This window comes from Paraburkholderia solisilvae (assembly GCF_902859875.1).
Lineage (GTDB): Bacteria > Pseudomonadota > Gammaproteobacteria > Burkholderiales > Burkholderiaceae > Paraburkholderia > Paraburkholderia solisilvae.
Window position 1 is genome coordinate 19,302 of the sequence record NZ_CADIKF010000003.1, and the last position, 24,665, is coordinate 43,966.

A 24,665-nucleotide genomic window follows, 5' to 3' on the forward strand; every position below is an offset into this window, starting at 1 on the left:
CGCGCATCAGGCCCAGCCAAACGCGGCGATCACCATGTCGATCAGCTTGATGCACGGGAACGGCAGGATGATGCCGCCGAGCCCGTAGATCAGCAGGTTGCGACGCAGCAGCGATGCGGCGCCGATCGGCCGGTACTTGACGCCCTTCAACGCGAGCGGAATCAGCATCACGATGATGATTGCGTTGAAAATCACCGCCGACAGAATCGCCGACGCCGGTGTCGTCAGATGCATCACATCGAGCACGCGCAGTTGCGGGTACGTCGATGCGAACGCCGCCGGGATAATTGCGAAGTACTTCGCAACATCGTTCGCAATCGAGAACGTGGTGAGCGAGCCGCGCGTCATCAGCATCTGCTTGCCGATCTCGACAATCTCAATGAGCTTGGTCGGGTTCGAGTCGAGGTCGACCATGTTGCCCGCTTCCTTCGCCGCTTGCGTACCGGTGTTCATCGCGACGGCAACGTCGGCCTGCGCAAGCGCCGGTGCGTCGTTGGTGCCGTCGCCGGTCATCGCGACGAGCCGCCCTTCGGCCTGGTGCGCGCGGATGGTCGCAAGCTTCGCTTCCGGCGTCGCTTCCGCGAGGAAGTCGTCGACGCCCGCTTCGGCTGCGATCGCCGCGGCGGTGAGCCGGTTGTCGCCGGTCACCATCACGGTCTTGATACCCATCTTGCGCAGTTCGGCGAAGCGCTCCTTGATGCCGCCCTTCACGACGTCCTTCAGCTCGATCACGCCGAGCACGCGCGCGCCCTGCTCGCCCTTTTCGGCGACCACGAGCGGCGTGCTGCCGCGCCGCGCGACTTCGTTCACGACGTTCTGCACTTCCGCCGGGAAACGGCCGCCGCGCGCTTCGACATAGGCCTTCACCGCATCGGCCGCGCCCTTGCGGATCTCACGCTCCGTGAGGTCGACGCCACTCATGCGCGTCTGCGCGCTGAACGCGAGGAAGGTCGGATGCAGCACCGCCATATCGCGCTGGCGAATATTGAAGCGCTGCTTCGCGAGCACGACGATGCTGCGGCCTTCCGGCGTTTCGTCGGACAGCGACGCGAGTTGCGCCGCATCCGCGAGCGCTTCTTCGGCCACGCCCGGCGCCGGCACGAAGGCCGACGCCTGGCGGTTGCCGAGCGTGATCGTGCCGGTCTTGTCGAGCAGCAGCACGTCGACGTCGCCGGCCGCTTCGACCGCGCGGCCGGACGTGGCGATCACGTTCGCCTGCATCATGCGGCTCATGCCGGCCACGCCGATCGCGGACAGCAAACCGCCGATCGTGGTCGGAATCAGGCAGACGAGCAGCGCGACGAGTGCGGTAATCGTCACCACGTGGCCCGCCTTCACCGCGTCGACGGCGAATATCGAGAACGGCAGCAGCGTGGCAGTGGCGAGCAGCAGCACGATCGACAGTGCGACGAGCAGAATGGTCAGCGCGATTTCGTTCGGCGTCTTCTGACGCTTCGCGCCTTCGACCATCGCGATCATCCGGTCGAGGAACGCTTCGCCCGGGTTCGCCGTGACGCGCACGACGATCCAGTCCGACAGTACGCGCGTGCCGCCGGTCACCGACGAAAAATCGCCGCCCGACTCGCGGATCACCGGCGCCGATTCGCCGGTAATCGCCGACTCGTCGACCGATGCGACGCCCTCGATCACTTCGCCGTCGGCCGGAATCGTGTCGCCGGTTTCGACCAGCACCACGTCGCCGCGGCGCAGGTCGGACGCGGTCATGATGCGGATCGGCGACTTCGGATGCGGCTCGTTCAGCTTCTTGGCCATCACGTCTTTCTTCGCGCTGCGCAGCGACGCGGCCTGGGCCTTCGAACGGCCTTCGGCGAGCGCCTCCGCGAAGTTCGCGAAGAGCACCGTGAACCACAACCACAGCGACACCGCGAGAATGAAGCCCGCCGGCGCCTCGGCCTGCCCGGCGAGCGCGGCCACCCAAAGAACGGTGGTCAGGATGCTGCCGACGTACACGCAGAACATCACCGGGTTGCGGAACTGCGTGCGCGGCGTCAGTTTCTTGAAGGAGTCCACGATCGCCGGGCGAATCAGCGCCGGATCGAACATGGACCGGGATGCAGAATGGTCAGTCATGTGTTCCTCGAATATTCTGTGGCGTGAGCGCTGTCATCAATGGCCAATGACCATCATCAGCTGCTCGACGCCGGGACCGAGCGCGAGTGCCGGCACGTAAGTCAGTGCGCCGACCAGCAGCACGGTGCCGATCAGCAGCACCACGAACAGCGACCCATGCGTCGGCAGCGTGCCGCCCGTCACGGCGAGACGCTTCTTCTCCGCAAGCGAGCCGGCGATCGCGAGCACCGCGATCAGCGAGCCGAAGCGGCCGAACCACATCGCGATGCCAAGCATCACGTTGTAGAACGGCGTGCTCACCGTCAGGCCGCCGAACGCGCTGCCGTTGTTGTTCGCGGCCGAGCTGAACGCGTAGAGGATTTCCGAGAAGCCATGCGGACCGGGGTTCATGATGCCGGCCTTGCCCGCATCCGTGAGCACGCCGACCGAGGTGCCGAGCAGCACCAGCAGCGGCGTCAGCAGGATCACGATCGACACCATCTTCATCTCGTACGCTTCGATTTTCTTGCCGACGTATTCGGGCGTGCGGCCGATCATCAGGCCGGCGACGAACACCGCGAGCAAGGCAAACGCGAGCGCGCCATAAAGACCCGAGCCGACGCCGCCGAAAATCACTTCGCCGAGTTGCATCAACAGCATCGGCACGAGACCGCCGATCGGCGTCAGCGAGTCATGCGCGTTGTCGACCGCGCCGCACGACGCCGCGGTGGTCGATACCGTGAAGATGCCGGACTGTGCGATGCCGAAGCGCGTTTCCTTGCCTTCCATATTGCCGCCCGGCTGCAGCGCGCTCGCTTGCTGGTCGACATGCAGCGCGGTGAACGCCGGGTTGCCGGCCTGTTCCGAGCCGATTTCGAAAGCCACGCACGCGGCAAAGCAGATCGTCATGAAGGCGAGCAGCGCGATGCCCTGGCGGCGGTCCGCGATCATCCTGCCGAACACGAGACACAGTGCGGCCGGAATGATCAGCATCGAAATCAGCTGCACGAAGTTCGCGAAAGGCGTCGGGTTTTCGAACGGATGCGCGGAGTTCGCATTGAAGAAGCCGCCGCCGTTGGTGCCGAGCATCTTGATCGATTCCTGCGAAGCGACCGGGCCCATCGCGAGCGTCTGCTTCGCGACCGGCGTGTCGACCGTCACCGGGTTGCCCTTTGCATCCTTCACCGGATTGCCTTGCGCATCGAGCTTCGGCGCCGCATAGGTGGTGGTTTGCAAGGTCGGCACGTCTTCATAGGCCTTGAAGTTCTGGATCACGCCCTGGCTCATGAAGATCGCGGCCACCACGACAGACAGCGGCAGCAGCACGTACAGCGTCACGCGCGTGATGTCGACCCAGAAGTTGCCGATCGTCTTCGCGGAGTGCCGTGCGAAGCCGCGAATCAGCGCGATCACGACGACGATGCCGGTGGCTGCCGACAGAAAGTTCTGCACGGTGAAGCCGAGCATCTGCGTCAGATAGCTGACCGTCTGCTCACCCGAATAGTCTTGCCAGTTCGTATTGCTGACAAAGCTGATCGCGGTGTCGAACGCGCCATCCGGCGTCATCGCGCCCAGTTGCTGCGGATTGCCCGGCAGCACGCCCTGGATGCGCAGGATCAGATACAGGAACGCGAGCCCGATCACATTGAACGCGAGCGTGACGATCGTGTATTGCTTCCAGCCCATTTCGGCCGACGGGTCGACACCCGCGATGCGGTACAACAGCTTTTCGAGCGGGCCGAACCAGCGCACGACGCGCGAACTGCCGTCCATCACGTTGGTGAGATAACGCGCGAGCGGCACGGAAAGCACAAGCAGGACGACGATGAAAAGCGTCACCTGCAAGACATTGTTGGCGTTCATTCAATGTCCTCCGCGCGCAGCAGCGCATAGACCAGATAAACGAAGAGCAGCGCCGTCACGGCGCCGGATAGCCAGAGGATCCAGTTCATGAGCGCGCTCCCTGTCCCCGCCGGAATTGCATCAGCTTCGAGCAGCCGGCGACGAGCCCGAAGGTGAGCACCGTGATGACCACGAGGCCCCCGACATACAGCACATCCATTTCATGTTCCCCATTGTTGGCTATGGATGCGGAACGTTATGCCGATTCAGATAAAGGCCTGGTCAAAGATTGTTCGAGCCGTATAAAAAAGGCGTAAACAAAAAGCCGTTCCACACGCAGGCGAAACGGCTCCGGAAGCGCAGCGGCGCGGCCTGGCGGGGATGCCAGGCCGCGCCGCATGGGACGAGGTAAAAAGGTTCGGGTTAAGGTCGTGTGCGGGTTGTGCTCCGGGTGATGCCCGAGTCGTTCTCTTGGGTCGTTCTCTTGGGTCGTTCTCTTAAGGCAGAAGAATCGTCGAGCCGGTCGTGCGCCGCGCTTCGAGCGCTTCATGCGCCCGCGCGACATCGGCAAGCGCATAGCGCTGGTTGACGCTGGTTTTCACCTTGCCCGACACCAGCACGTCGAACAGTTCCGCCGACATCGCTTCGAGGTCGGCGCGCTTGCCGATATAGCTGAACACCGTCGGCCGCGTGAAGAACAGCGAGCCGCGCGCGGCCAGCTCGGACGAATCGATCAGCGGCAGCGGCCCCGACGAACTGCCGAACGTGACGAACAGGCCGAGCGGCGCCAGGCAATCGAGCGAGCCGGTAAACGTGTCCTTGCCGATCGAGTCGTAGACCACCGGCACGCCCGCGCCGTTGGTAATCTCGCGCACGCGTTTCGTAAAGTTCTCGCGCGTATAGACGATCGGATGATCGCAGCCGTGCGCCCGCGCGATTTCCGCTTTTTCATCCGAGCCGACCGTGCCGATCACCGTCGCGCCGAGCGCCTTCGCCCACTGGCACACAAGGAGGCCGACGCCGCCCGCGGCCGCCTGGATCAGGATCGTATCGCCCGGCTTCACGCGATACGTGCGGCGCAACAGATACTGCGCGGTCAGGCCCTGCAGCATCACCGACGCGGCTTCCTCGTAGCCGATCGCATCGGGCAGCTTCACGACCTGCGCGGCGGGCATCACGCGCTCCTGCGCATACGCGCCCGGCGGACGCGCCGCATACGCGACGCGATCGCCCGCCTTGAGCGCCGTCACGCCGGCGCCGACCGCGACCACTTCGCCGGCCGCCTCCATGCCGAGGCCGCCCGGCAGCGGCAGCGGATACAGGCCGTTGCGGAAATACACGTCGATATAGTTGAGGCCGACCGCGTGCTGCCTGATGCGGATCTCGCCCGCGCCGGGCTCGCCCACCTCGACATCGACCCACTTCATGACGTCGGGGCCGCCTGTCTTGTCGAATCGTATTGCCTTGACCATCGTTGCGGTTCTCCAGTTCGTTCAGACGCGCTGCGCGATGCGCAGCGTCAGACCATCGAGAATCATGCGCGCCGTCGAAATGTTCGTCGCGCACGGTACATTGTGGACATCGCACGCGCGCACCAGCGCGTTGATGTCCGGTTCGTGCGGCTGCGGCGTCATCGGGTCGCGCAGAAAGATCACCATATCGACCCGGCCTTCAGCCAGCTGCGCACCGATCTGCAAATCGCCGCCGTTCGGACCGGACAGCATCCGTTCGACCGGCAGTCCGTGCGCCGCCGTCAGACGCGCACCGGTCGTGCCGGTCGCGATCAGTTCACATCGCTTCAACGTGCCGGCGTATTCGCCGGCCAGTTTGACGATGTCGTCTTTCTTGTGATCATGCGCGATCAGCGCGATGCGTGTTGCCATTGTGTCGAATCCCCGTGTTTGTTGCTGGCTGCTTGGGTCTGCGCTCGTGACTGCGCTGGTGACTGCGCTTGTGAATGCTTGTGACCGTTCATTATCAATACGTACCCGGATAGGCGCCGCCGTCGATCAGCAGATTCTGCCCGGTGATATACCCCGCATGCACGCTGCACAGGAACGCGCAGGCCTGGCCGAATTCTTCCGGCGTGCCGAAGCGGCGCGCGGGAATGCCCGCTTCGCGCCGCTTGCGCGCTTCTTCGAACGAGATGTTCTGCGCCTGCGCGGTGCCGGCCAGCGTTGCGGCGATGCGTTCCGTATCGAAGGCGCCGGGCAGCAGATTGTTGATCGTCACGCCATGCGGCGCGACCTTGCGCGCAACGCCCGCGACAAAGCCGGTCAGGCCCGAGCGTGCGCCGTTCGAAAGGCCGAGTGCGTCGATCGGCGCCTTGACCGACGAACTCGTAATATTCACCACGCGTCCGAAGCCGCGCGAGATCATCCCGTCGATGGTTGCACGCATCAGTTCGATCGGCGTCAGCATGTTCCCTTCGAGCGCGCGGATCCAGTCGTCGTGCGTGAAGCTGCGAAAGTCGCCCGGCGGCGGGCCGCCCGCATTGGTGACGAGGATATCCGGCTGCGCACACACGGCGAGCGCGGCCGCGCGGCCTTCGGGCGTCGTGATGTCGCAGGCGACGGTTTTCACGGTCGCCTCGCTCTGCGCGGCGATGATTTGCGTGCGCATTCCGGCGGCCGTCGCCTCCAGCGTGGCCGCGGTGCGCGCGAGGATCACGACATGCACGCCTGCGGCCGCGAGCGCCTCGGCGCAGCCGCGGCCCAAGCCCTTGCTCGCCGCGCAGACGAGCGCGGTACGCCCTGCGATTCCCAGATCCATGTGAGTGTCTCCTGATTGGTGTGTTTTTAGTGACCCCGACCCGGTTTGCATGATGGGGTTTGCGCCGATGGGGTTTGCCCGATGAGTTAGCCCGACAGGGTTCTTCGCCTCGACGGGTTTGCCTCGACGGCTTCGCCCGATGAATGCGCCCGGTGGGTTTGCCCGATCGGGTTAGCCTGACAAGGCGTGCCCCACGGCCGGCGTCGATCGTCGCCTTCGGCAACTGCCCCCGATTCTAGAAGAATCGACACGGCGTTGCGCACATTGGCCTGATTCGCCAAAAATCGTGTGTTTCATCGGGCGATACTTTCGGTAAACTTGCGGCTGTGTGGCGCGCCGGCGGTCCGGTCCGCCGTTCCAATCCTTCGCTTCGCGCCACGCCATGACCCAGGACAGCCGTTTTCCGAATCTCTTCATCCTCGATCACCCGCTGATCCAGCACAAGCTCACGCATATGCGCGACCGCGAGACGTCGACACGCACATTCCGCGAGCTGCTGCGCGAGATCACGCTGCTGATGGGCTACGAGATCACCCGCAATCTGCCGATGACCACGCGCCGCGTCACGACGCCGCTCGTCGAGATCGACGCGCCGGTGATCGCCGGCAAGAAGCTTGCGATCGTGCCTGTGCTGCGCGCGGGCGTCGGCATGTCAGACGGGCTGATGGAGCTGATTCCGTCGGCGCGCGTCGGCCATATCGGCGTGTACCGCGATGTGGATCATCGTCCGGTCGAATATCTGGTGCGGCTGCCCGACCTCGAAGACCGCAACTTCATTCTGTGCGACCCGATGGTCGCGACCGGCTACTCGGCGGTCCACGCAGTCGACGTGCTCAAGCGCCGCGGCGTGGCCGGCGCAAACATTTCCTTTCTCGCGCTCGTCGCCGCGCCGGAAGGGGTCAAGGTGTTTCACGATGCGCATCCGGACGTGAAGCTCTATGTCGCGTCGCTCGATTCGCATCTGGACGAGCACGCCTACATCATTCCGGGCCTCGGCGACGCCGGCGACCGTCTGTTCGGCACAAAGAACTAACGGGGCGTCCGCGAGTCTGCCTGCTGCCTGCTGCCTGCTGCCTGCTGCCTGCTGCCTGCTGCCTGCTGCCTGCTGCCTGCTGCCTGCTGCCTGCTGCCTGCTGCCTGCTGCCTGCTGCCTGCTGCCTTGCCGCGTCGCTTGCCGTCTTGCCGTCCTGCCAACCTACGTCAACCCTGCCGGAATCGTCCGCCGCACGGCGCTTTGCCGCCGTGCGGCCTGCAACACGCATCGGCCGCGCATCGGCGGCATGTTAAAATCACACCCCGCTCATCGAGCGGTTCACCTTGCCTGAATCACCTCGCGCATCCCGCGCTCACCGGCGGTGCGCTTCTGCCGCCGCGAGCGGCGTCCGGTCGCCTGCACGGCGCATGCAAGGTGCGACGCATCGGACAATCGGAATCGGACACTCGGATATTCAGGCGCGCCCTCGCGAAACGCGCCCCACATTGCACAACAATCACGCGACGACAATTGCACATGCGTGCGCCCCGCTGGCGCGCGCGCTGGAGAAAAGTATGGCGGGTCATTCGAAATGGGCCAACATCAAGCATAAGAAAGCAGCAGCCGATGCCAAAAGAGGCAAGGTCTGGACGCGGCTCATCAAGGAAATTCAGGTTGCCGCGCGCATGGGCGGCGGAGATATCGACTCGAACCCGCGTCTGCGGCTCGCCGTCGACAAGGCGTACGACGCCAACATGCCGAAGGACAACATCAACCGCGCGATCCAGCGCGGCGTCGGCGGCGTCGACGGTGCGAACTACGAGGAAATCCGCTACGAGGGCTACGGCATCGGCGGCGCGGCAATCATCGTGGATACGATGACCGACAACCGCACGCGCACGGTCGCCGAAGTACGGCACGCGTTCTCGAAGTTCGGCGGCAACATGGGCACCGACGGCTCGGTGTCGTTCATGTTCGATCACGTCGGCCAGTTCCTGTTCGCACCGGGCACGCCGGAAGACAAGCTGATGGAAGCGGCGCTCGAAGCGGGCGCCGACGACGTGGTGACTCACGACGACGGCAGCATCGAAGTGCTGTGCCCGCCGAACGATTTCCCGAAGGTGAAAGCCGCGCTCGAAGCCGCGGGCTTCAAGGCCGAACTGGCCGAAGTCACGATGAAGCCGCAAACGGAAGTCGAGTTCACCGGCGACGACGCGGCAAAAATGCAGAAACTCCTCGACGCGCTGGAGAATCTGGACGACGTGCAAGAGGTGTACACCAACGCGGCGATCGTCGACGAGTGACGGCCGCCGGGCGCCGCGCGGGGCCGCCCCGCGCGGGCTGGCGTGGCACGTTGCGCGTCGCGCACGCCATCTTTCAGGTACGCAATATGTGTTGCCTGCGTCACAGGCGTTCGCGGCGAGTTGTGCGAACCTTGCACCTATTTACGGTTTTTGGCATTCGGGGAATCTCATGAAGTTACTCGTCGTCGGTTCCGGCGGTCGCGAACATGCGCTGGCGTGGAAGCTCGCGCAGTCGCCGCGGGTCCAGCTGGTCTATGTCGCGCCGGGCAATGGCGGCACCGCGCAGGACGAGCGTCTGCGCAATATCGATATCGTCGATCTGAACGCGCTCGCGGACTTCGCGGAGCAGGAACAGGTCGCCTTCACGCTGGTCGGGCCTGAACAGCCGCTCGCGGCCGGCATCGTCAATCTGTTCCGCTCGCGCGGCCTGAAAATCTTCGGACCGTCGCGCGAGGCCGCGCAGCTCGAAAGCTCGAAAGATTTCGCCAAGGCGTTCATGAAGCGCCACGCCATCCCGACCGCCAACTACGAAACCTTCTCCGACACCGCCGCCGCGCACGCGTATATCGACGCGCAAGGCGCGCCGATCGTGATCAAGGCCGACGGTCTCGCGGCCGGCAAAGGCGTGGTTGTCGCGCAAACGCTCGAAGAAGCGCACGCGGCCGTCGATATGATGCTGTCCGGCAACAAGCTCGGCGACGCCGGCGCGCGCGTCGTGATCGAAGAGTTTCTGGCCGGCGAGGAAGCGAGTTTTATCGTGATGGTCGACGGCAAGCATGTGCTGCCGCTCGCGTCGAGCCAGGATCACAAGCGCCTGTGCGACGGCGACGCGGGCCCGAACACCGGCGGCATGGGCGCGTACTCGCCCGCACCGATCGTCACGCCGCAACTGCACGCGCGCGTGATGCGCGAAATCATCCTGCCGACCGTGCGCGGCATGGAAAAGGAAGGCATCCGCTTCACCGGCTTCCTGTACGCGGGCCTGATGATCGACACGCAGGGCAACCCGAAGACGCTCGAATTCAACTGCCGGATGGGCGACCCGGAAACGCAGCCGATCATGGCGCGCCTGAAAGGCGACTTTTCGAAGGTCGTCGAGCAGGCCATCGCCGGCACGCTCGACACCGTCGAACTGGAATGGGACCGCCGCACCGCGCTCGGCGTGGTGCTCGCCGCGCACCAGTATCCGGACACGCCGCGCAAGGGCGACCGGATCAACGGCATTCCGGCCGAAACCGCCGATGCGGTGACGTTCCACGCCGGCACGACGCTCGCGAACGGCAAGCTGACCACCTCCGGCGGTCGCGTGCTGTGCGTGGTCGGACTGGCCGATTCGGTGCGCAGCGCGCAGTCGGTCGCGTATGAAGCGATCAACCAGATTTCGTTCGACGGCATGCAATACCGGCGCGATATCGGCTATCGCGCGGTGAATCGCAAGCACTGATTGATGGCGATGCAGCGAGGCCGTAACCGGCAAAAGCAGCGGTAGCAGCAATAGCAGTTGTAGCAGCCGGAACCGGGCAATGACCACGCAGAACGGGCGCGCTCCGGCAACCCGGTAGGCAACCCAGCAGGCAACCCTCACCCCGCCGGCGGCACCGGGCAGCGAACGGATCGACCAGCGGAGCACGACTGCGCCCATGCCCCCGCGGCCTCCCGTACGCGGCCCGCTGCTACATCCGGATGCGTTCTGGTCACGCTCTTGACCGCTTTGCGCATCTCCGGCGCCGCTGGGGCGCTAAACTGCGCTCAGTCCGACGGCGAACGGGGCCGCGATCTGTACCCCGTCTGTCCGCTGGTGGCTGATGCACGATGGGTGCATCCACGGTGCTGCCGGGGTTTCCCTGCGTTGCCTCACGTTTTTCCTTTTGACGAACCCTTCCGCCGCGGCCCGGATCACGCGCGGTGCCCCACAAACCGATGACAGATACGACTTTCGACGCAGTGGCCGTGCGCGCCTGGCTGCAAGACCTGCAAACCCGCATCGCCGATACGCTCGGCCAATTCGACGGCACGCCGTTCGCCGCCGACAACTGGCAGCGCGCGGCGGGCGGCAAGCTGCGCGGCGGCGGTTGCACGCGCATCCTCGAGGGCGGCCGTTTTTTCGAGCGCGCGGGCATCGGCTTTTCGGACGTCGCCGGTGACGCGCTGCCCGCTTCCGCGAGTGCGCTGCGACCGCAACTGGCCGGACGCGGCTTCGAGGCAGCCGGCGTGTCGCTGGTGCTGCATCCGCACAACCCGTACTGCCCGACCGTGCATATGAATGTGCGCATGCTGGTCGCGACGAAGGAAGGCGAAGCGCCGGTATTCTGGTTCGGCGGCGGCATGGACCTCACGCCGTACTATGGTTTTGAAGAAGACGCGCAGCATTTTCACCGCGTGTGCCGCGATGCGCTGCAGCCGTTCGGCGCGGATCTGTATCCGCGCTTCAAGCGCTGGTGCGACGACTACTTCTTCCTGAAACACCGCAACGAAGCGCGCGGCATCGGCGGCATCTTCTTCGACGATTATGCGGAGCCGGGCTTCGAGCAGTCGTTCGCGATGATGAAAAGCGTCGGCGACGCATTTCTGGGCGCGTATCTGCCGATCGTCGAGAAACGCCGCGCGCATCCGTATGGCGACGCGGAGCGCGCGTTCCAGGCATACCGGCGCGGCCGCTATGTCGAGTTCAATCTGGTGTTCGACCGTGGCACACTGTTCGGGCTGCAAAGCGGCGGGCGCACCGAGTCGATCCTGATGTCGATGCCGCCGGTCGCGAACTGGCGCTACGACTGGCAGCCGGAACCGGGCACGCCCGAGGCGCGCCTCGCGACCGACTTCCTCGTACCGCGCGAATGGGTCTGAACGCAACGGGCGACGCCGCGCGCAGCGTGCCGGCCAGCCGGTCCGCCACCCGATCACGGAGGAATCCGCGCTGAATCCGCTCGCTCATCCCGCCCTGTCTGTATCCGCGCCGGACGCACCGGACGCTTGCGTTGCGCCGGCCGTGTCGACGCCGCCGGCAACGCCGTTGCCGCGCCGCATCGGGCTGCTCGGCGGCACGTTCGACCCGATCCACAACGGTCACCTCGCGCTGGCGCGACGCTTCGCGGACGTACTGCAGCTCACCGAACTCGTGCTGCTGCCGGCCGGCCAGCCGTGGCAGAAGGCCGGCGTCTCGGCGGCGCCGCATCGCCTCGCAATGACGCGCGCCGCCGCCGGCGCGCTGCATTTGCCGGGGGTCGCGATCTCCGTCGCCACCGACGAAATCGAACACGACGGCCCGACCTATACGGTCGATACACTGCGCCGCTGGCGCGAACGCGCAGGCCCGCAGACGTCGTTGTCGCTGCTGATCGGCGCGGACCAGCTGGTGCGCCTCGATACGTGGCACGACTGGGAGCACCTGTTCGACTATGCGCATATCTGCGCGGCGACGCGGCCGGGTTTCGATCCAGCGTCCGCGCCGCGCGCGGTCGCCGCGGCGATCGCCGCACGCGCCGCCGACGCCGACGTGCTGCGCGCGACGCCGGCAGGCCGCTTGCTGATCGATACGACGCTCGCGTTCGACGTGTCGGCAACCGACATCCGCGCGCAGTTGCGCGAGCGGCTCGATGCGCGCCGCAAAGTGCCGGGCGTCCCGGCACCTGCGCACACATCGGCAAACTACACGCGCAAGCGTCCCGCAACCGGCGGCGCAACGAACGACACCACCGACGGCCCGCGCGACGACACAACCCCCAACGCCGCGCACGGCGCCGGACCGGAAAATCAGGTTCCCGCCGCGGTGTGGGACTATATTGTTCAACATCACCTCTACCAATCGTAAAAATGGATATACGCAAGCTGCAACGCACGATCGTCGACGCGCTCGAGGACATCAAGGCACAAGACATCAAGGTCTTCAACACCAGCCACCTGACCGAGCTGTTCGACCGCGTGATCATCGCGAGCGGCACGTCGAACCGGCAGACGAAGGCGCTCGCGTCCAGCGTGCGCGAGAAGGTGAAGGAAGCAGGCGGCGATATCATCAGCACCGAAGGCGAGGACATCGGCGAATGGGTGCTGGTCGACTGCGGCGACGCGGTCGTGCATATCCTGCAGCCGGCGCTGCGTCAGTACTACAACCTCGAAGAAATCTGGGGCGACAAGCCGGTGCGCATCAAACTGGCCAAGTCGGGCGCGTTTGGTCCGTTCAGCGGCGCGCGCGCCAGCGAGCCGCTCGACGAGGACGAAGACGCGCCCGACGAGGGGGTCGCGCGGCCCGCACGCCGGGCGCCGGCGCGTCGCCGCTGAGGGTGCTGCTCATTGCGCCGCTCATTGCACCGCTCATTGCACCGATCATTGCACCGATCATTGCACCGATCACGCGGATCGCGCGGTTAACGCACACGCGCGCCACGCGTCGCCCTTCCCCCTGCCGATGAAACTGCACATCCTCGCCGTCGGCCACAAGATGCCCGACTGGATCGCCGCCGGCTTCGACGAGTACGCGAAGCGGATGCCGCCCGAACTGCGCATCGAGCTGCGCGAAATCAAACCGGAGCAACGCTCGTCGGGCCGCCCGGCCGACAGCGTAATGGCCGCTGAGCGACAGCGCATCGAAGCGGCGCTGCCGAAGCACGCGCGCATCGTCGCGCTCGACGAGCGCGGCAAGGACTGGACCACGATGCAGCTCGCCGCCGCACTGCCGGACTGGCAACAGGACGGCCGCGACGTCGCATTCCTGATCGGCGGCGCAGACGGTCTCGACCCCGCGCTGAAGGCACGGGCCGATCTGCTGTTGCGGTTGTCGAGCCTGACCTTGCCGCACGCGATGGTGCGCGTGCTGCTCGCCGAACAGTTGTATCGCGCGTGGACCATTACGCAGAATCATCCGTACCACCGGGCGTAAACAACGGCGGCCTTCAGACGGGGGCGCGATGCGGCTCGCCGGCCGCCGCCGCGGCGCGGCATGCGCCGTTCGGGGAATCGGGCCGCGCGCAGATTGTCGGCGTTCCGGCACTTCCGGCACTTCCGGCACCCTCATCACGCGCGGCTCGCGCTGCCCTCTCCGGGGCGAGCCGCCGGCCGCAACGGATCGGCGCCGCATCTGCTCTAATGCGTTACCGCCGCGACCCGCCGGCGTGGCGCCCGACCCGCGCGACACGGCACGGCGCGACGGGCCGCCGGCGAGCCATCCTGCCGTCGGCCCGTCGCGTCGCGAGGCCACGACGCGCGCACCGCAGTCGACCGTTTCAACCCGCTTGCCAGGATCCGTTCATGCCGACGTCGTCTAACGTTTCATATCCGTTCGTTTATCTCGCTTCGCAAAGCCCGCGCCGGCAGGCGTTGCTGCAACAGCTCGGCGTGCGTTTCGAACTGCTGCTGCCGCGCCCCGACGAAGACGCCGAAGCGCTCGAAGCCGAGTTGCCCGGCGAACGCGCACACGACTACGTGATGCGCGTGTGCGTGCTGAAAGCGCAAGCGGCACGTGCACGGCTCGACACAAGCGGCCGCGCCGCCGCACCGATTCTGGTTGCCGATACAACCGTCACGATCGACGACGCGATTCTCGGCAAGCCGCGCGATACCGACGACGCGGTCGAGATGCTGACGCGCCTTGCCGGCCGCGACCACGAAGTGCTGACCGCGGTCGCGGTGGTCGACGCGACGGGCGCGCCGTTGCCCGCGGTCCTGTCCACGTCGCGGGTGCGCTTCGCGGCGCTCGCGCGCGATGCGCTCGTGCGCTACGCGGCGAGCGGCGAGCCGCTCGGCAAGGCCGGCGCGTACGGCGTGCAGGGGCGCGCCGCCGAATTCATCGAACGTATCGACGGGTCCTATTCGGGTATCATGGGTTTGCCGCTCTTTGAGACCGCCGCGTTGCTGCGCGCGGCGCGCATCGACTTCTAGAACAACACCATGAACGAAGAAATCCTGATCAACGTCACGCCGCAGGAGACGCGTGTCGCGTTGGTCCAGCAAGGCGCCGTACAGGAGCTTCACGTCGAACGCACGCTGTCGCGCGGGCGGGTCGGCAATGTGTATCTCGGCAAGGTCGTGCGTGTGCTGCCGGGCATGCAGTCGGCGTTTATCGATATCGGCCTCGAGCGCGCCGCGTTCCTGCACGTGGCAGATATCTGGCATCCGCGCATCGCCGGTGAACCGCAGCAAAATACGCCGCATCAGCCGATCGAAAAAATCGTATTCGAAGGCCAGACGCTGATGGTGCAGGTCGTGAAGGATCCGATCGGCACGAAGGGCGCGCGCCTCTCCACGCAAGTCAGCATTGCCGGGCGCACGCTCGTCTATCTGCCGCAGGAACCGCATATCGGCATCTCGCAGAAAATCGAGAGCGAAGCCGATCGCGAGGCGATCCGCGCGCGGCTCACGTCGGTGCTGCCGGTCGACGAGAAAGGCGGCTACATTGTGCGCACCATTGCCGAAGATGCGACCAGCGACGAACTCGCGGCGGATGTCACGTATCTGCGCAAGACGTGGACGACCATCCAGTCGCAATCGCAGCGGCTGCCGCCGACCAGCCTGCTGTATCAGGACCTGAACCTCGCGCAACGCGTGCTGCGCGATTTCGTCAACGACGACACGACGCGCATTCAGGTCGACTCGCGCGAGACATTCCAGATGCTGTCGGATTTCGCGACCGAGTTCACGCCGGCGGTGCTTGCGAAACTGCACCACTACGCCGGCGAGCGTCCGCTTTTCGATCTGTACAACATCGAGACTGAAATTCAGCGCGCGCTGTCGAGACGGGTCGATCTGAAGTCAGGCGGGTATCTGGTGATCGACCAGACCGAGGCGATGACGACCATCGACGTGAATACCGGCGGCTATGTCGGCGCGCGCAATTTCGACGATACGATCTTCAAGACCAACCTCGAAGCCGCGCATACGATCGCGCGGCAATTGCGGCTGCGCAACCTGGGCGGCGTGATCATTATCGACTTCATCGATATGGAAAACGTCGAGCATCGCGACCAGGTGCTGTCCGAACTGAAAAAGGCGCTGGCGCGCGACCGCACGCGTGTCACCGTGAACGGCTTTTCGCAGTTGGGTCTGGTTGAAATGACCCGCAAGCGCACGCGCGAATCGCTTGCGCATGTGCTGTGCGAGCCGTGCCCGGTCTGCCAGGGCAAAGGCCAGGTGAAGACCGCGCGCACCGTGTGCTACGACGTGCTGCGCGAAATTCTGCGCGAGTCGCGCCAGTTCAACCCGCGCGAGTTTCGCGTGGTCGCATCGCAGCAGGTGATCGACCTGTTCCTCGAGGAAGAGTCACAGCACCTGGCGATGCTGATGGACTTTATCGGCAAGCCGGTGTCGTTGCAGGTGGAATCGAATCTGAGTCAGGAGCAGTACGACATTGTTTTGATGTAGCGACCTGTCCGCAGCGATTCAGATCGAATGCGTACCCCGCGCCTTGTCCTACAAGGTGTGTTTCTTTTTCTTACATCTCTCCTACGCATTCACGGTCGGACCATCGTATGCTCGTCAGAATCGACTGACTGCGGCATAGGTTCGACGAATGCTCCCCACGCCATACATTCCGGGCGTTGATGGCTTGCGCGCAATCGCCGTCATGACGGTGGTGCTGTTCCACTCGGGGTTCGCCGCTTTTGCCGGCGGCTTTGTCGGCGTCGACGTGTTCTTCGTGATCAGCGGCTTCCTGATTACCGGGCTTATCGTGCGCGAAGTCGAATCGACCGGGCGCTTCGACTTCGCCGACTTTTACGTGCGGCGCGCCCGGCGGCTTTTCCCAGCCCTCTTCGTCACCTTCGTTGCGTGCTTCGTTCTCGCATTCCTGCTATTTACCGCGCAACATTTCCAGCGGTTTGGCGGTGAACTGATGTACGCGCTCGTATCGCTTTCGAATGTGTTCTTCTGGAGCGAAAGCGGCTACTTCAACACCGTCGCGGACTTCAAGCCGCTGCTGCATACCTGGTCGCTCAGCGTGGAAGAACAGTTTTATCTGATCTGGCCGGCCGCCATTTATCTGATATTCCGCAAGACGGGCAAACGGGGCCTATGGCTCTTCATGCTGCTGATCGCAGCGGGCAGCCTGTGGCTGAACATACGCATGCAAAACGGGTTCGACACCCGTCTGCTCGACGGGCACTCATGGCTCAAAGCGCGTTTCGGCGACGGCGCATCGACCCTCTTCTTCCTCACGCCGTTCCGGCTCTTCGAATTTGCGATCGGTGCCGCGATGGTCTGGATCCGGCCATCGCTGAAACTGCCGCGCGCGGCGCTCGAACTGACCATGCTTGCCGGCCTGGCGTTGATTGCCTATGCGGTTTATCGATTCAACGAGACGACCGTGTTTCCGTCCTACCACGCGCTGATACCCTGCATCGGCGCGGCACTGATCATCCTTGCCGTCGATGCGCCGGTAGCCGGGCTTGCCGTACGCAACACGCTCGCCGTGTTCATCGGCAAGATCAGCTACTCGGTGTACCTCGTGCATTGGCCAATGCTCGTTTTCTACAAATACTGGCACGTGACGCCCATTTCGCCGGCCGAGCGCGCCGCGCTAGTCGTCGCATCAATCGCAATCGGTTATCTGCTGTACAGGTTCGTCGAAACGCCCTTTCGCGGCCGATCGGGAAGGCCTGTCCGGCTATCGCGAGCGGGCGTCGGCTTCACCTGCTCATCTCTGCTGCTTGGCATATCGCTGCTCGCTTCGACCGTCTGGGCCAACGACGGCTTGCCGTGGCGCATCGCGCCCATGCCGCCCGAACTCGCGGCCCAGTTCGGCAACTCGAAGCAGTTCCATGCCGACCAGTGGGGCGGCGCCGGCTTCACCGAGCCGACCGCGTGGATTGACGCAAGCCCCGGCTCGCCAGCAGACATCGTCGTGCTTGGCGACAGTCATGCAAGCCACTACAAGACCGGCCTGAAGGAGCAGATCGCCGATCCGCTCAGGAAGTCGATCTTCTTCAGCACGGACAGCTGCCTGATCCTGCCTGGGATGACCCGGCTGACCGCGGGGCACGACTGGAACACCAGTTGCAAAGCCACCCTCGACGCAGGTCTCGCCGAGATCGGTCGAAACCCGAACGCACTCGTCGTGCTTGGCGAGTCGTGGATATTTCAGATCGATCGGGCCGCGCTTGCAGATAGCGGAAAGCCTCTGGCTCAGGGTGACGGCATGCAGGCGGCGCTGCGGCGGCTTGCACCGCATCTCGATGCGCTACGCGCGGCAATCGGCAACAGACGGCTGGTCATCGTAGGCGACGTGCCCGGCGCCGGCGCGGCGGATGCCGCCGGATGCTTTATGCGGCCGAAGTACATCAAGATCGATTGCGAAAACATCCTGTCGACAAACAAGGTCGACAATCCCAGCAACGAAGTGAACGCGTTTCTGAATAAGTACGCTGAAAGCCGCCCGAACGTGATTTTCCTGAACCCGTTCGACGCATTGTGCGATGGCAGACGGTGCTATGCATTCCGCGACGGGCGCGTCCTTTATTCGGATGGCTATCATCTGTCGAAATTTGGCTCGACGCTCGCGGTGAGCGCGTTCAAATCGCGTCTGCTGAATGGCACTGCGCATCGCTCATCGCTAGCCGGCGCGGCAGCGCCGAACTAACGGGCGCAACAATGGGCACAACAACGGGCACAACAACGGGCACAACAACGGGCGTAACAACGAGCGCATGCGTGGCCAACCGCTACGTCCGCTGATGCTCGTTCAACCATTCACGCAACGCGTCATTCATCCGCGTTTGCCAGCCTTCCCCGGTCGCGCGAAAGCGTTCGATCACATCCGCGTCATAGCGGATGGACACGAGGATTTTCGGCGACTCGAGACGCGGCCGGCCACGGGCTCCCACCGGCTTCATGCGCTTGAACGCCTCGGTCGGAACCTCGAAGGTATCCGGGTCCGCCGCGATGCCGCGGTTGATCGCCTCGTCCTCATCCGGAGTCGGCATGACGATTCTGGGTTTGCTCGACATAGTCCCTCACCTCCCGGTGGTTCGCCTTACGCAGGCTGATGATATGCATCGTGTCGCCACGCTGCGTGAACACGACACAGAAAAGACGCTCGTCGATTACCCCAAAGCCGATTTCCCGGACCTCGCGGTAATCGCGACGCGTGTCGACATGAGCCATGACCTCCGACCAGTCGAGATACGCGGCTGACGATAAATCGACACCGTGTTTGGCGAGATTGCTCTCGTTCTTCAATGGGTCGCAGGTAACGTGCATGTGCATAAATTGTAGCTACAAGAAGTGGCGTATTGCAAGCACTAATTGTAGCTGCGACAAATGCGATTTCCGCCTCGTCCAGATGGCATAGGGAAATCGGTCTCGATTACCGCATAACCAGGCCGGGCAAGGGTTTGACGCAATGGCACGGGGTTTGCTGTATCGGCTTACCACACACCCCGCCGGATAACCGCCATGCCTGCCGACCGTATCGAAATCACCGACGATTCCCCCACTCAGGCTCCGGCCTACGGCGGCCCTGCATTCGGTCCATTTGCGCCGCCCGCCAGCGAGGCCGGCGACGCCGCGCGGGAAGCGACCCCCATCGGCTTCTTCACGCTCGGCATTGCATGGCTGTTCGGACTCGAGGCGTTGCTCGCCGACGAGCGCCGTCGCTGAACGCGCAAAACCGCGAAATTTTGTTACGCGCTTTTGTAGACGTTACAAGACGTTACATTTGATGAGCGCCGACGGCGACAGCGGCACCCGCACGCGTGACGTGCGAATCACCTAGACTTTTCGTTACGAGGTTGGAAACGAAACGGAGGCTGCCATGGCTGAATCAATGGTAAGCGTCGTGATAGCAGTAGCGCTGATCGCTTTCGCGGCCATTCTTCTCACCCATCAGTTCAAGCGCGAATTGCATCGCGGCAGGACGGCCGGTCATACGGACGGCCGCCTCGAGCGCCGCCCTCTCTGGGAGCGCTTGCGGCATCGGCATTAGCCGCGCGCACGGCGCAGGCGCCGCGGACGTCGTCACGCGCATCGAGACGCCGCAGCGGCGTCAATCCGTCAAGCCGATGCCGCCGTCCGCGATGCGGGCAATAGGCCCGCGTACGCATGCGCGCGCATCCATGCGGTCACGAAAACGAGGCCACCATGTCCGACGACAACGTCTGCTGGCAATCGGTCGACTACGAAGGGTTCGAGATTCACGTGTCGACGCGGCCCAAAGAACCGGTGCGGCCGGGCGACACGAAGCCCGTTCGTTATACGTATATCGGTTACGTCTGCCATCCGGGCGCCAATCCGGCGCTGCCCGGCCACACGGTGGCGTTTCACGCGGACGGCGAAGATTCGTTCGCGAGCACGCAAGACGCGCAAAACGAAGCGGTGCAGGTCGGGCGCAGCGTCGTCGACGGCACGCATCCGGACCTGTCCGTGTTATCGCTCGTGACGAGCGGTGTGTAAGAAGCGCGTGCGAAAAGCGAATCGCGGCGCACGGCCGGCTGTCACGCATACGTGACGACAACGACGCCGCACCGCAGCGGCACCTCCGTCGACTTCAGTCGACCTCATTCGACCGCATTCGCACATCGCACGCCGTACACCGCACGCCCCATCAGAGCCCGATGACCGGTTCCGTCTTCGTGGACAGCATCCGCGCCAGCGTCAGCATGCGGCTGTTCGCATGCTTCGGCGCAAACGTGTCCGCTTTCGCGAGCCCATTGCGGATCAGCGTCTTGCGCAACGCGCGGTCGGTCAACAGGCGCGCCATCTCGTACGCGAGCGCCTGCGCGTCGCCGGGCGGCGCGAGCAGGCCGGCGCGGCCGCCGTCGAGCAGATCGCGCGGGCCGGTCGGGCAATCGCTCGACAGCACTGGCGTGCCGATCGCCATCGCCTCGCGCAACACCATCGGCAGTCCCTCGTAGCGGCTGCTCAGCACCAGCATTTCCGCCTGACGGATATACGGGAACGGGTTCGAGCGAAACCCCATGAAGTGCACATGCGCAACGACACCGAGTTCTCGCGCGAGCTGCTCGAGTGCGCCGCGAGCGGGGCCCTCGCCGATCAATACGAGCTCCGCTGCGAGATGGCCGCGCTCGCGCAGCAGCGCATACGCACGCAGCAGGGTCGCGTGATCCTTCTGCCCTTCGTCGAGGCGTGCGACCGAGACGATATACGGCGCGGCTGGCCGGTCGTCGATCGGCGCGCGCGCGTCGCGGCGAATCGCGTCGACGTCGATCACGTTCGGCAACTCGGTGATGCGCAACGGATGCGCCTTGAACAGCTGCTGCGCTTCGCGTTCCATATCGGGCGTGAGCACGGCGATTGCCGCATAGCGGCGATACTGCCTGACGCGCCGCTCGACATAACGCGCGCTCTTGTTGCCCAAACGCGTCGCGAGACTGAAATGGCTGACGCCGAACCACGGCACGCCGCCGTGACCCGCGAGGTGCCGCAGCGAGAAATCGAAGTCGCAGATCACGTCGTGCTCGCGCACCAGTTCACGCAAGCGCCGCGCGGCAAGCGGCCTCACCGCGCCGTACTTGAGCGCCTTGTGCACGAGCTTCTCGGCCGTGCCCATCTTGCGGCGCCGCGCGGTGTTATGCAGCACGTGCATCCACTTCGACGGCGCCAGCACGTGTACGGGGACATCATCGGGAATCGACTTCGCGCGCCAGAACGCGAGCTCATCGGTCGGGTAGCCGACCGATACGCTGGGCGTGAAGAGCCGCCGGTCGAGCACATTGAGCCATGACAGCAGCGATGTCTCGGTGCCGCCTTTGCCGAAATCGTTGATATGGAACAGGATTCGCAGGGGCCGCGCAGGCGCGTCGGCCGTGGCGTCGACCAGGCCGTAGTCCTGCGGGCCGGTCGCTGTGCCGTCGGGCACACCCTGCGGCGCGCCGTATTGATTTTCGTCGATCATCTTGTTAACCACTTATCCCCGTATATGCCGCGCCCTGCAACGCGCGGCCCTGCTGCGCACCGGTCAACCGGTATCGCGCCATGCATGCGGCGACTTTACCCCAGCGTCGCGCTGCCGTTCACCACAGCCGAGCATCAGGCCTGCGAACGACCAGAATGCCAGCATGGTCGTCTGCCACATGAAATCGTCCGTAATATTCTTCGTAATCATACCAATGACGAGCGCGATCCCGGCCGTGCATATCCCCAGATGCACATGCCGCAGTTGCCAGAAGCGCCCGATCATCGACAGCAGCAGCACGATCTGCAGCACGAGGCCGATCACGCCCGTTTGCAGATACGTGTTGAGGAACAGGTTGTGCGCGTGCGTCAGCGCAACCGGTTCGAACTTCAGCAGCGCATCCGGCATCACGCCGTGATACGCGAGACCCGGCAGCGGCTTGCCGAAACCGATACCGAGCCATTCATGCGGCTTCGACGCCGACGCATAGAATGCCCACAGACGCGGGCGCGTGTCGCCGGCCATCGTATCGTCGATGCCCGAGAACCCGCGCGGCAGATAAATGACGTGACCACCGAGATGCAACGCGGCGCGCGGTTCCTGCGCGACCACATTGCCGATCCTTAACCGCGAGCTCAGCTCGAGCGTGCCGAGGCCCGCAACCGCGACGATCACGATCGACACGGCGGCAAGCACCAGATGCCGGCGGTACAGCGGATAGAGCGCGATCAGCAGCGTGAGCGCGACCGCGGGCCAGAAGAAGCGGTTGAGTGTCGCGAGGCCGATGAACAGACACATCGCGACGCCGAGCGCGCCCACCGCGCGCCAGCGCGGCCGCGTGAGCAGCAGGCCGGCGAACAGCGTCAGCGCGAAGATCGCGAGCGTGCTCGTATGGCCGACGCGCGCGTAGTAGTGCAGCAGGAACGTGTCGGCGGTCGGCGGCTGCAGACGCCCCCAGTAGATGACGCTCGTCGCCACGAGCACCGCGCAGGCCAACCAGGTGACGAGCACGAAGCGTTCGGGCCGCGCACTCTTCGTACCGAGCACCCAGAACGCCCAGAACGCGACGAACGGATACAGCACTTCGTCGAGCCACGCATGCAAGCTGACCGCCGGTGCGAACGACCACGCGGTGGACGCGAGCGTCCACGCGGCCCATGCGGCGATCGGCAGCGCGAGCGGCCAGTTGGGCAGCCAACCGGGCGACCCGCTGAGAGACCTGCTGGGCGACCTATCGAGCGACCCACCGAGCGACCCATCACCGCGCCCCGCGCCGCGCGCGCGCAACGCGGACGCTGCCGCGGCGAGCGTGCCGAGCGCGAGCAGCGCCAGCGCGATATACACGATCGCCGTCGTATGCGCGAACATCACGACAAACAGCAGTACCGGGCATGCGACCCAGAGTGCGCGCTCGACACGCGCCGCAGCAAAGCTCATTGCACCTTCACCAGAACGTTTTGTAGCGCATCGCAGACCATCGCGACCGACAGCCGCCCCATGCAGTCCGCGTGGTCGCCGCGCCATGCGACACAGGTGGTCGAGTCGCGATCGCAGCGGCGCACCCACTCTACCCTGCGCCGGAAAATCTCAGGCTGATCGCGGCACGGCATATCGGCAATCGTCACCGCGACGAACGGCATGGTGCGCCAGTACCGGCCGGCGCCATGAATGGACGCGTTGCCCGGACCGAACAACGCAACCGTAGGCACGCCGATCAGCCGGCCAAGATGCGCGACGCCAGTATCGGGACACACGACGGCTTTCGCGCCGGCGAACAGATGCCACAGTTCGCCTAGCCCAAGCTGCCCGGCCAGGTTCGGATGAGCCGGATCCGGGTCGATATTGCGAATCAGGTCGACTTCACCGGGGCCGCCGCTCCACACCGGCGTATAGCCGAGCGACACGACGAACTGCGCAAGCTCGAGCCAGCGCGCATCGGGCCAGCGCTTGACCGCGGTGCTCGCGCCCGGATGCAGCACGACGTAAGGTTGCGCGAGCAGATCCGCATGCGGCAAGCCGGTGTGCGGCGGCGCAGGCCAATCGTCAGGATGATACGCACGGGGTTCAGCGCCCGGCACCAGTTCCGTGGTCAGATCCGCCCATGCGGCCGGCACGGACGGATACGGCACGCCTTCGTCGACCGGCCAGTTCTTCCACGCGGGCGCATCGTTCGCATGCGCGATGATCCAGCGGCAACCAGAGGCAAGCGCGAGCCAGCTATGCCGGTTGTCGCCGGCGACGATGCCGAGATCGTAAGGACCCGAGCGCAGCACGCTGCGCACGGTCGCGAGATCGCGCGGGTCGAACGGCAACGCGATCACGCCGAACGGTTGCCCCGCGTACAGCGGCACGATCGCCTTCGGACACGCGAGCATGATGTCCGCGCGAGGATATTGCGTGCGCAGTTTCGCGAGCAGCGGCGTGAGCAGCAGCGTATCGCCAAGCAGCAGGTGGTGGGCAATCAGAATCCGTTGCGGATGCAACGGCTTGCGACGCAGCGGCTTCATAAGAAGCCGCGGCAGCGCGCGTGCAAAAATTCGGATACGTCCAGCTAGTCGACTCATCGGGTCATCGGCGGGTTTATCCCGCCTGTCATCTTGCTGTGCGCCGTTGAATAACGGCAAGAAGCCGCATTCCCCTTCAACCGTTCCAGCGGTTTCGTTCTGAACAGTCGCTACGCCTCAGGCGACCGGGCATATCCCAAAAAGTCGGCACAAAAAAATCGATGCACATGCAACGGGCTTCGACGCCGGGTCTGTCAGCTGGTTTGAAAGCAGCCTCGAAAGCGAAGTGAAATTCCAGCGTTGCCCACGTCGAACTGTCGGGCCGACGGACCGGCATTGCAGGATTGCAGGCACGAAACATGAAC

25 protein-coding genes are annotated in these 24,665 nt (G+C 64.8%); 13 read left to right on the plus strand and 12 right to left on the minus strand.

What is annotated here, in order from left to right; all coding sequences use genetic code 11:
• Positions 1-6: 6 nt before the first annotated feature.
• The 7 genes from kdpB to HV675_RS02840 all read right to left on the minus strand — a co-directional run bounded on the left by kdpB (position 7) and on the right by HV675_RS02840 (position 6,684).
• Complete coding sequence (kdpB, locus tag HV675_RS02815) at positions 7-2,091, minus strand: potassium-transporting ATPase subunit KdpB (RefSeq protein ID WP_175109245.1); 2,085 nt, start codon at positions 2,089-2,091, stop codon at positions 7-9.
• 36 nt (positions 2,092-2,127) lie between these two features.
• Positions 2,128-3,933, minus strand: a complete 1,806-nt coding sequence (gene kdpA, locus HV675_RS02820) for a potassium-transporting ATPase subunit KdpA (protein WP_175109246.1) — start codon at positions 3,931-3,933, stop codon at positions 2,128-2,130.
• Complete coding sequence (gene kdpF, locus HV675_RS02825; protein WP_175109247.1) at positions 3,930-4,022, minus strand: K(+)-transporting ATPase subunit F; 93 nt, start codon at positions 4,020-4,022, stop codon at positions 3,930-3,932. The genes kdpA and kdpF overlap by 4 nt, the downstream gene beginning before the upstream one ends.
• Positions 4,019-4,132 (minus strand): potassium ABC transporter ATPase, encoded by a 114-nt coding sequence (locus HV675_RS32350; protein WP_075157633.1) that lies wholly within the window; start codon positions 4,130-4,132, stop codon positions 4,019-4,021. The genes kdpF and HV675_RS32350 overlap by 4 nt, the downstream gene beginning before the upstream one ends.
• Before the next feature lie 277 nt (positions 4,133-4,409).
• On the minus strand, positions 4,410-5,384 hold the full coding sequence (locus HV675_RS02830) for a quinone oxidoreductase family protein (RefSeq protein ID WP_175109248.1): 975 nt from the start codon (positions 5,382-5,384) through the stop codon (positions 4,410-4,412).
• Positions 5,385-5,405: 21 nt separating this feature from the next.
• Complete coding sequence (locus HV675_RS02835; protein ID WP_175109249.1) at positions 5,406-5,795, minus strand: methylglyoxal synthase; 390 nt, start codon at positions 5,793-5,795, stop codon at positions 5,406-5,408.
• A 94-nt stretch (positions 5,796-5,889) separates the two neighbouring features.
• The gene (locus HV675_RS02840; protein WP_175109250.1) at positions 5,890-6,684 is read right to left on the minus strand and encodes an SDR family oxidoreductase; all 795 of its coding nucleotides are present in this window, start codon (positions 6,682-6,684) and stop codon (positions 5,890-5,892) included.
• A 382-nt stretch (positions 6,685-7,066) separates the two neighbouring features.
• On the opposite strand from HV675_RS02840, the gene upp reads away from it, so the two are divergent.
• The 10 genes from upp (at position 7,067) to HV675_RS02890 (ending at position 18,523) form a co-directional block, all read left to right on the plus strand.
• Entirely contained in the window at positions 7,067-7,717 is a 651-nt protein-coding gene (gene upp / locus HV675_RS02845; protein WP_175109251.1) for a uracil phosphoribosyltransferase, read from the plus strand.
• A 515-nt stretch (positions 7,718-8,232) separates the two neighbouring features.
• Positions 8,233-8,961 carry a YebC/PmpR family DNA-binding transcriptional regulator gene (locus HV675_RS02850; protein ID WP_175109252.1) on the plus strand — a complete coding sequence of 243 codons (729 nt, stop codon included), beginning with the start codon at positions 8,233-8,235 and terminating at the stop codon, positions 8,959-8,961.
• A gap of 169 nt (positions 8,962-9,130) precedes the next feature.
• Positions 9,131-10,405, plus strand: a complete 1,275-nt coding sequence (gene purD / locus HV675_RS02855) for a phosphoribosylamine--glycine ligase (protein WP_175109253.1) — start codon at positions 9,131-9,133, stop codon at positions 10,403-10,405.
• A gap of 476 nt (positions 10,406-10,881) precedes the next feature.
• Positions 10,882-11,805, plus strand: a complete 924-nt coding sequence (hemF, locus tag HV675_RS02860; protein ID WP_175109254.1) for an oxygen-dependent coproporphyrinogen oxidase — start codon at positions 10,882-10,884, stop codon at positions 11,803-11,805.
• Positions 11,806-11,899: 94 nt separating this feature from the next.
• Positions 11,900-12,769 (plus strand): nicotinate-nucleotide adenylyltransferase, encoded by an 870-nt coding sequence (locus HV675_RS02865; protein ID WP_377700531.1) that lies wholly within the window; start codon positions 11,900-11,902, stop codon positions 12,767-12,769.
• A gap of 2 nt (positions 12,770-12,771) precedes the next feature.
• A complete protein-coding gene (gene rsfS / locus HV675_RS02870; RefSeq protein WP_175109255.1) occupies positions 12,772-13,236 on the plus strand; it encodes a ribosome silencing factor in 465 nt (154 codons plus the stop codon).
• A 127-nt stretch (positions 13,237-13,363) separates the two neighbouring features.
• Entirely contained in the window at positions 13,364-13,834 is a 471-nt protein-coding gene (gene rlmH / locus HV675_RS02875; protein WP_175109256.1) for a 23S rRNA (pseudouridine(1915)-N(3))-methyltransferase RlmH, read from the plus strand.
• A gap of 368 nt (positions 13,835-14,202) precedes the next feature.
• Positions 14,203-14,832 (plus strand): Maf family protein, encoded by a 630-nt coding sequence (locus tag HV675_RS02880; RefSeq protein WP_175109257.1) that lies wholly within the window; start codon positions 14,203-14,205, stop codon positions 14,830-14,832.
• A gap of 9 nt (positions 14,833-14,841) precedes the next feature.
• Positions 14,842-16,311 carry a ribonuclease G gene (gene rng, locus HV675_RS02885; RefSeq protein ID WP_175109258.1) on the plus strand — a complete coding sequence of 490 codons (1,470 nt, stop codon included), beginning with the start codon at positions 14,842-14,844 and terminating at the stop codon, positions 16,309-16,311.
• A 148-nt stretch (positions 16,312-16,459) separates the two neighbouring features.
• A complete protein-coding gene (locus tag HV675_RS02890) occupies positions 16,460-18,523 on the plus strand; it encodes an acyltransferase family protein (RefSeq protein WP_175109259.1) in 2,064 nt (687 codons plus the stop codon).
• An 82-nt stretch (positions 18,524-18,605) separates the two neighbouring features.
• On the opposite strand, the gene HV675_RS02895 is transcribed toward HV675_RS02890, so the two are convergent.
• Positions 18,606-18,890: a BrnA antitoxin family protein gene (locus tag HV675_RS02895; protein WP_175109260.1), complete on the minus strand. Its 285-nt coding sequence runs from the start codon at positions 18,888-18,890 to the stop codon at positions 18,606-18,608.
• Entirely contained in the window at positions 18,850-19,122 is a 273-nt protein-coding gene (locus HV675_RS02900) for a BrnT family toxin (RefSeq protein ID WP_377700515.1), read from the minus strand. Before HV675_RS02900 ends, HV675_RS02895 begins: the two co-directional genes overlap by 41 nt.
• Positions 19,123-19,338: 216 nt before the next feature.
• On the opposite strand from HV675_RS02900, the gene HV675_RS02905 reads away from it, so the two are divergent.
• The 3 genes from HV675_RS02905 to HV675_RS02915 all read left to right on the plus strand — a co-directional run bounded on the left by HV675_RS02905 (position 19,339) and on the right by HV675_RS02915 (position 20,334).
• Positions 19,339-19,542 carry a hypothetical protein gene (locus HV675_RS02905; protein ID WP_175109261.1) on the plus strand — a complete coding sequence of 68 codons (204 nt, stop codon included), beginning with the start codon at positions 19,339-19,341 and terminating at the stop codon, positions 19,540-19,542.
• 154 nt (positions 19,543-19,696) lie between these two features.
• Entirely contained in the window at positions 19,697-19,867 is a 171-nt protein-coding gene (locus tag HV675_RS02910; RefSeq protein WP_175109262.1) for a hypothetical protein, read from the plus strand.
• A 155-nt stretch (positions 19,868-20,022) separates the two neighbouring features.
• Positions 20,023-20,334, plus strand: coding sequence for a hypothetical protein (locus tag HV675_RS02915; RefSeq protein WP_175109263.1), 312 nt, complete (start codon positions 20,023-20,025; stop codon positions 20,332-20,334).
• A 151-nt stretch (positions 20,335-20,485) separates the two neighbouring features.
• Here the strand turns inward: HV675_RS02915 and HV675_RS02920 are convergent, their stop codons facing one another.
• The 3 genes from HV675_RS02920 to HV675_RS02930 form a co-directional block, all read right to left on the minus strand.
• A complete protein-coding gene (locus HV675_RS02920) occupies positions 20,486-21,796 on the minus strand; it encodes a glycosyltransferase (protein WP_175109264.1) in 1,311 nt (436 codons plus the stop codon).
• 63 nt (positions 21,797-21,859) lie between these two features.
• Positions 21,860-23,233, minus strand: coding sequence for an O-antigen ligase family protein (locus tag HV675_RS02925; protein ID WP_175109265.1), 1,374 nt, complete (start codon positions 23,231-23,233; stop codon positions 21,860-21,862).
• A complete protein-coding gene (locus HV675_RS02930; RefSeq protein ID WP_175109266.1) occupies positions 23,230-24,360 on the minus strand; it encodes a glycosyltransferase family 9 protein in 1,131 nt (376 codons plus the stop codon). The genes HV675_RS02925 and HV675_RS02930 overlap by 4 nt, the downstream gene beginning before the upstream one ends.
• Positions 24,361-24,665 lie beyond the last annotated feature (305 nt).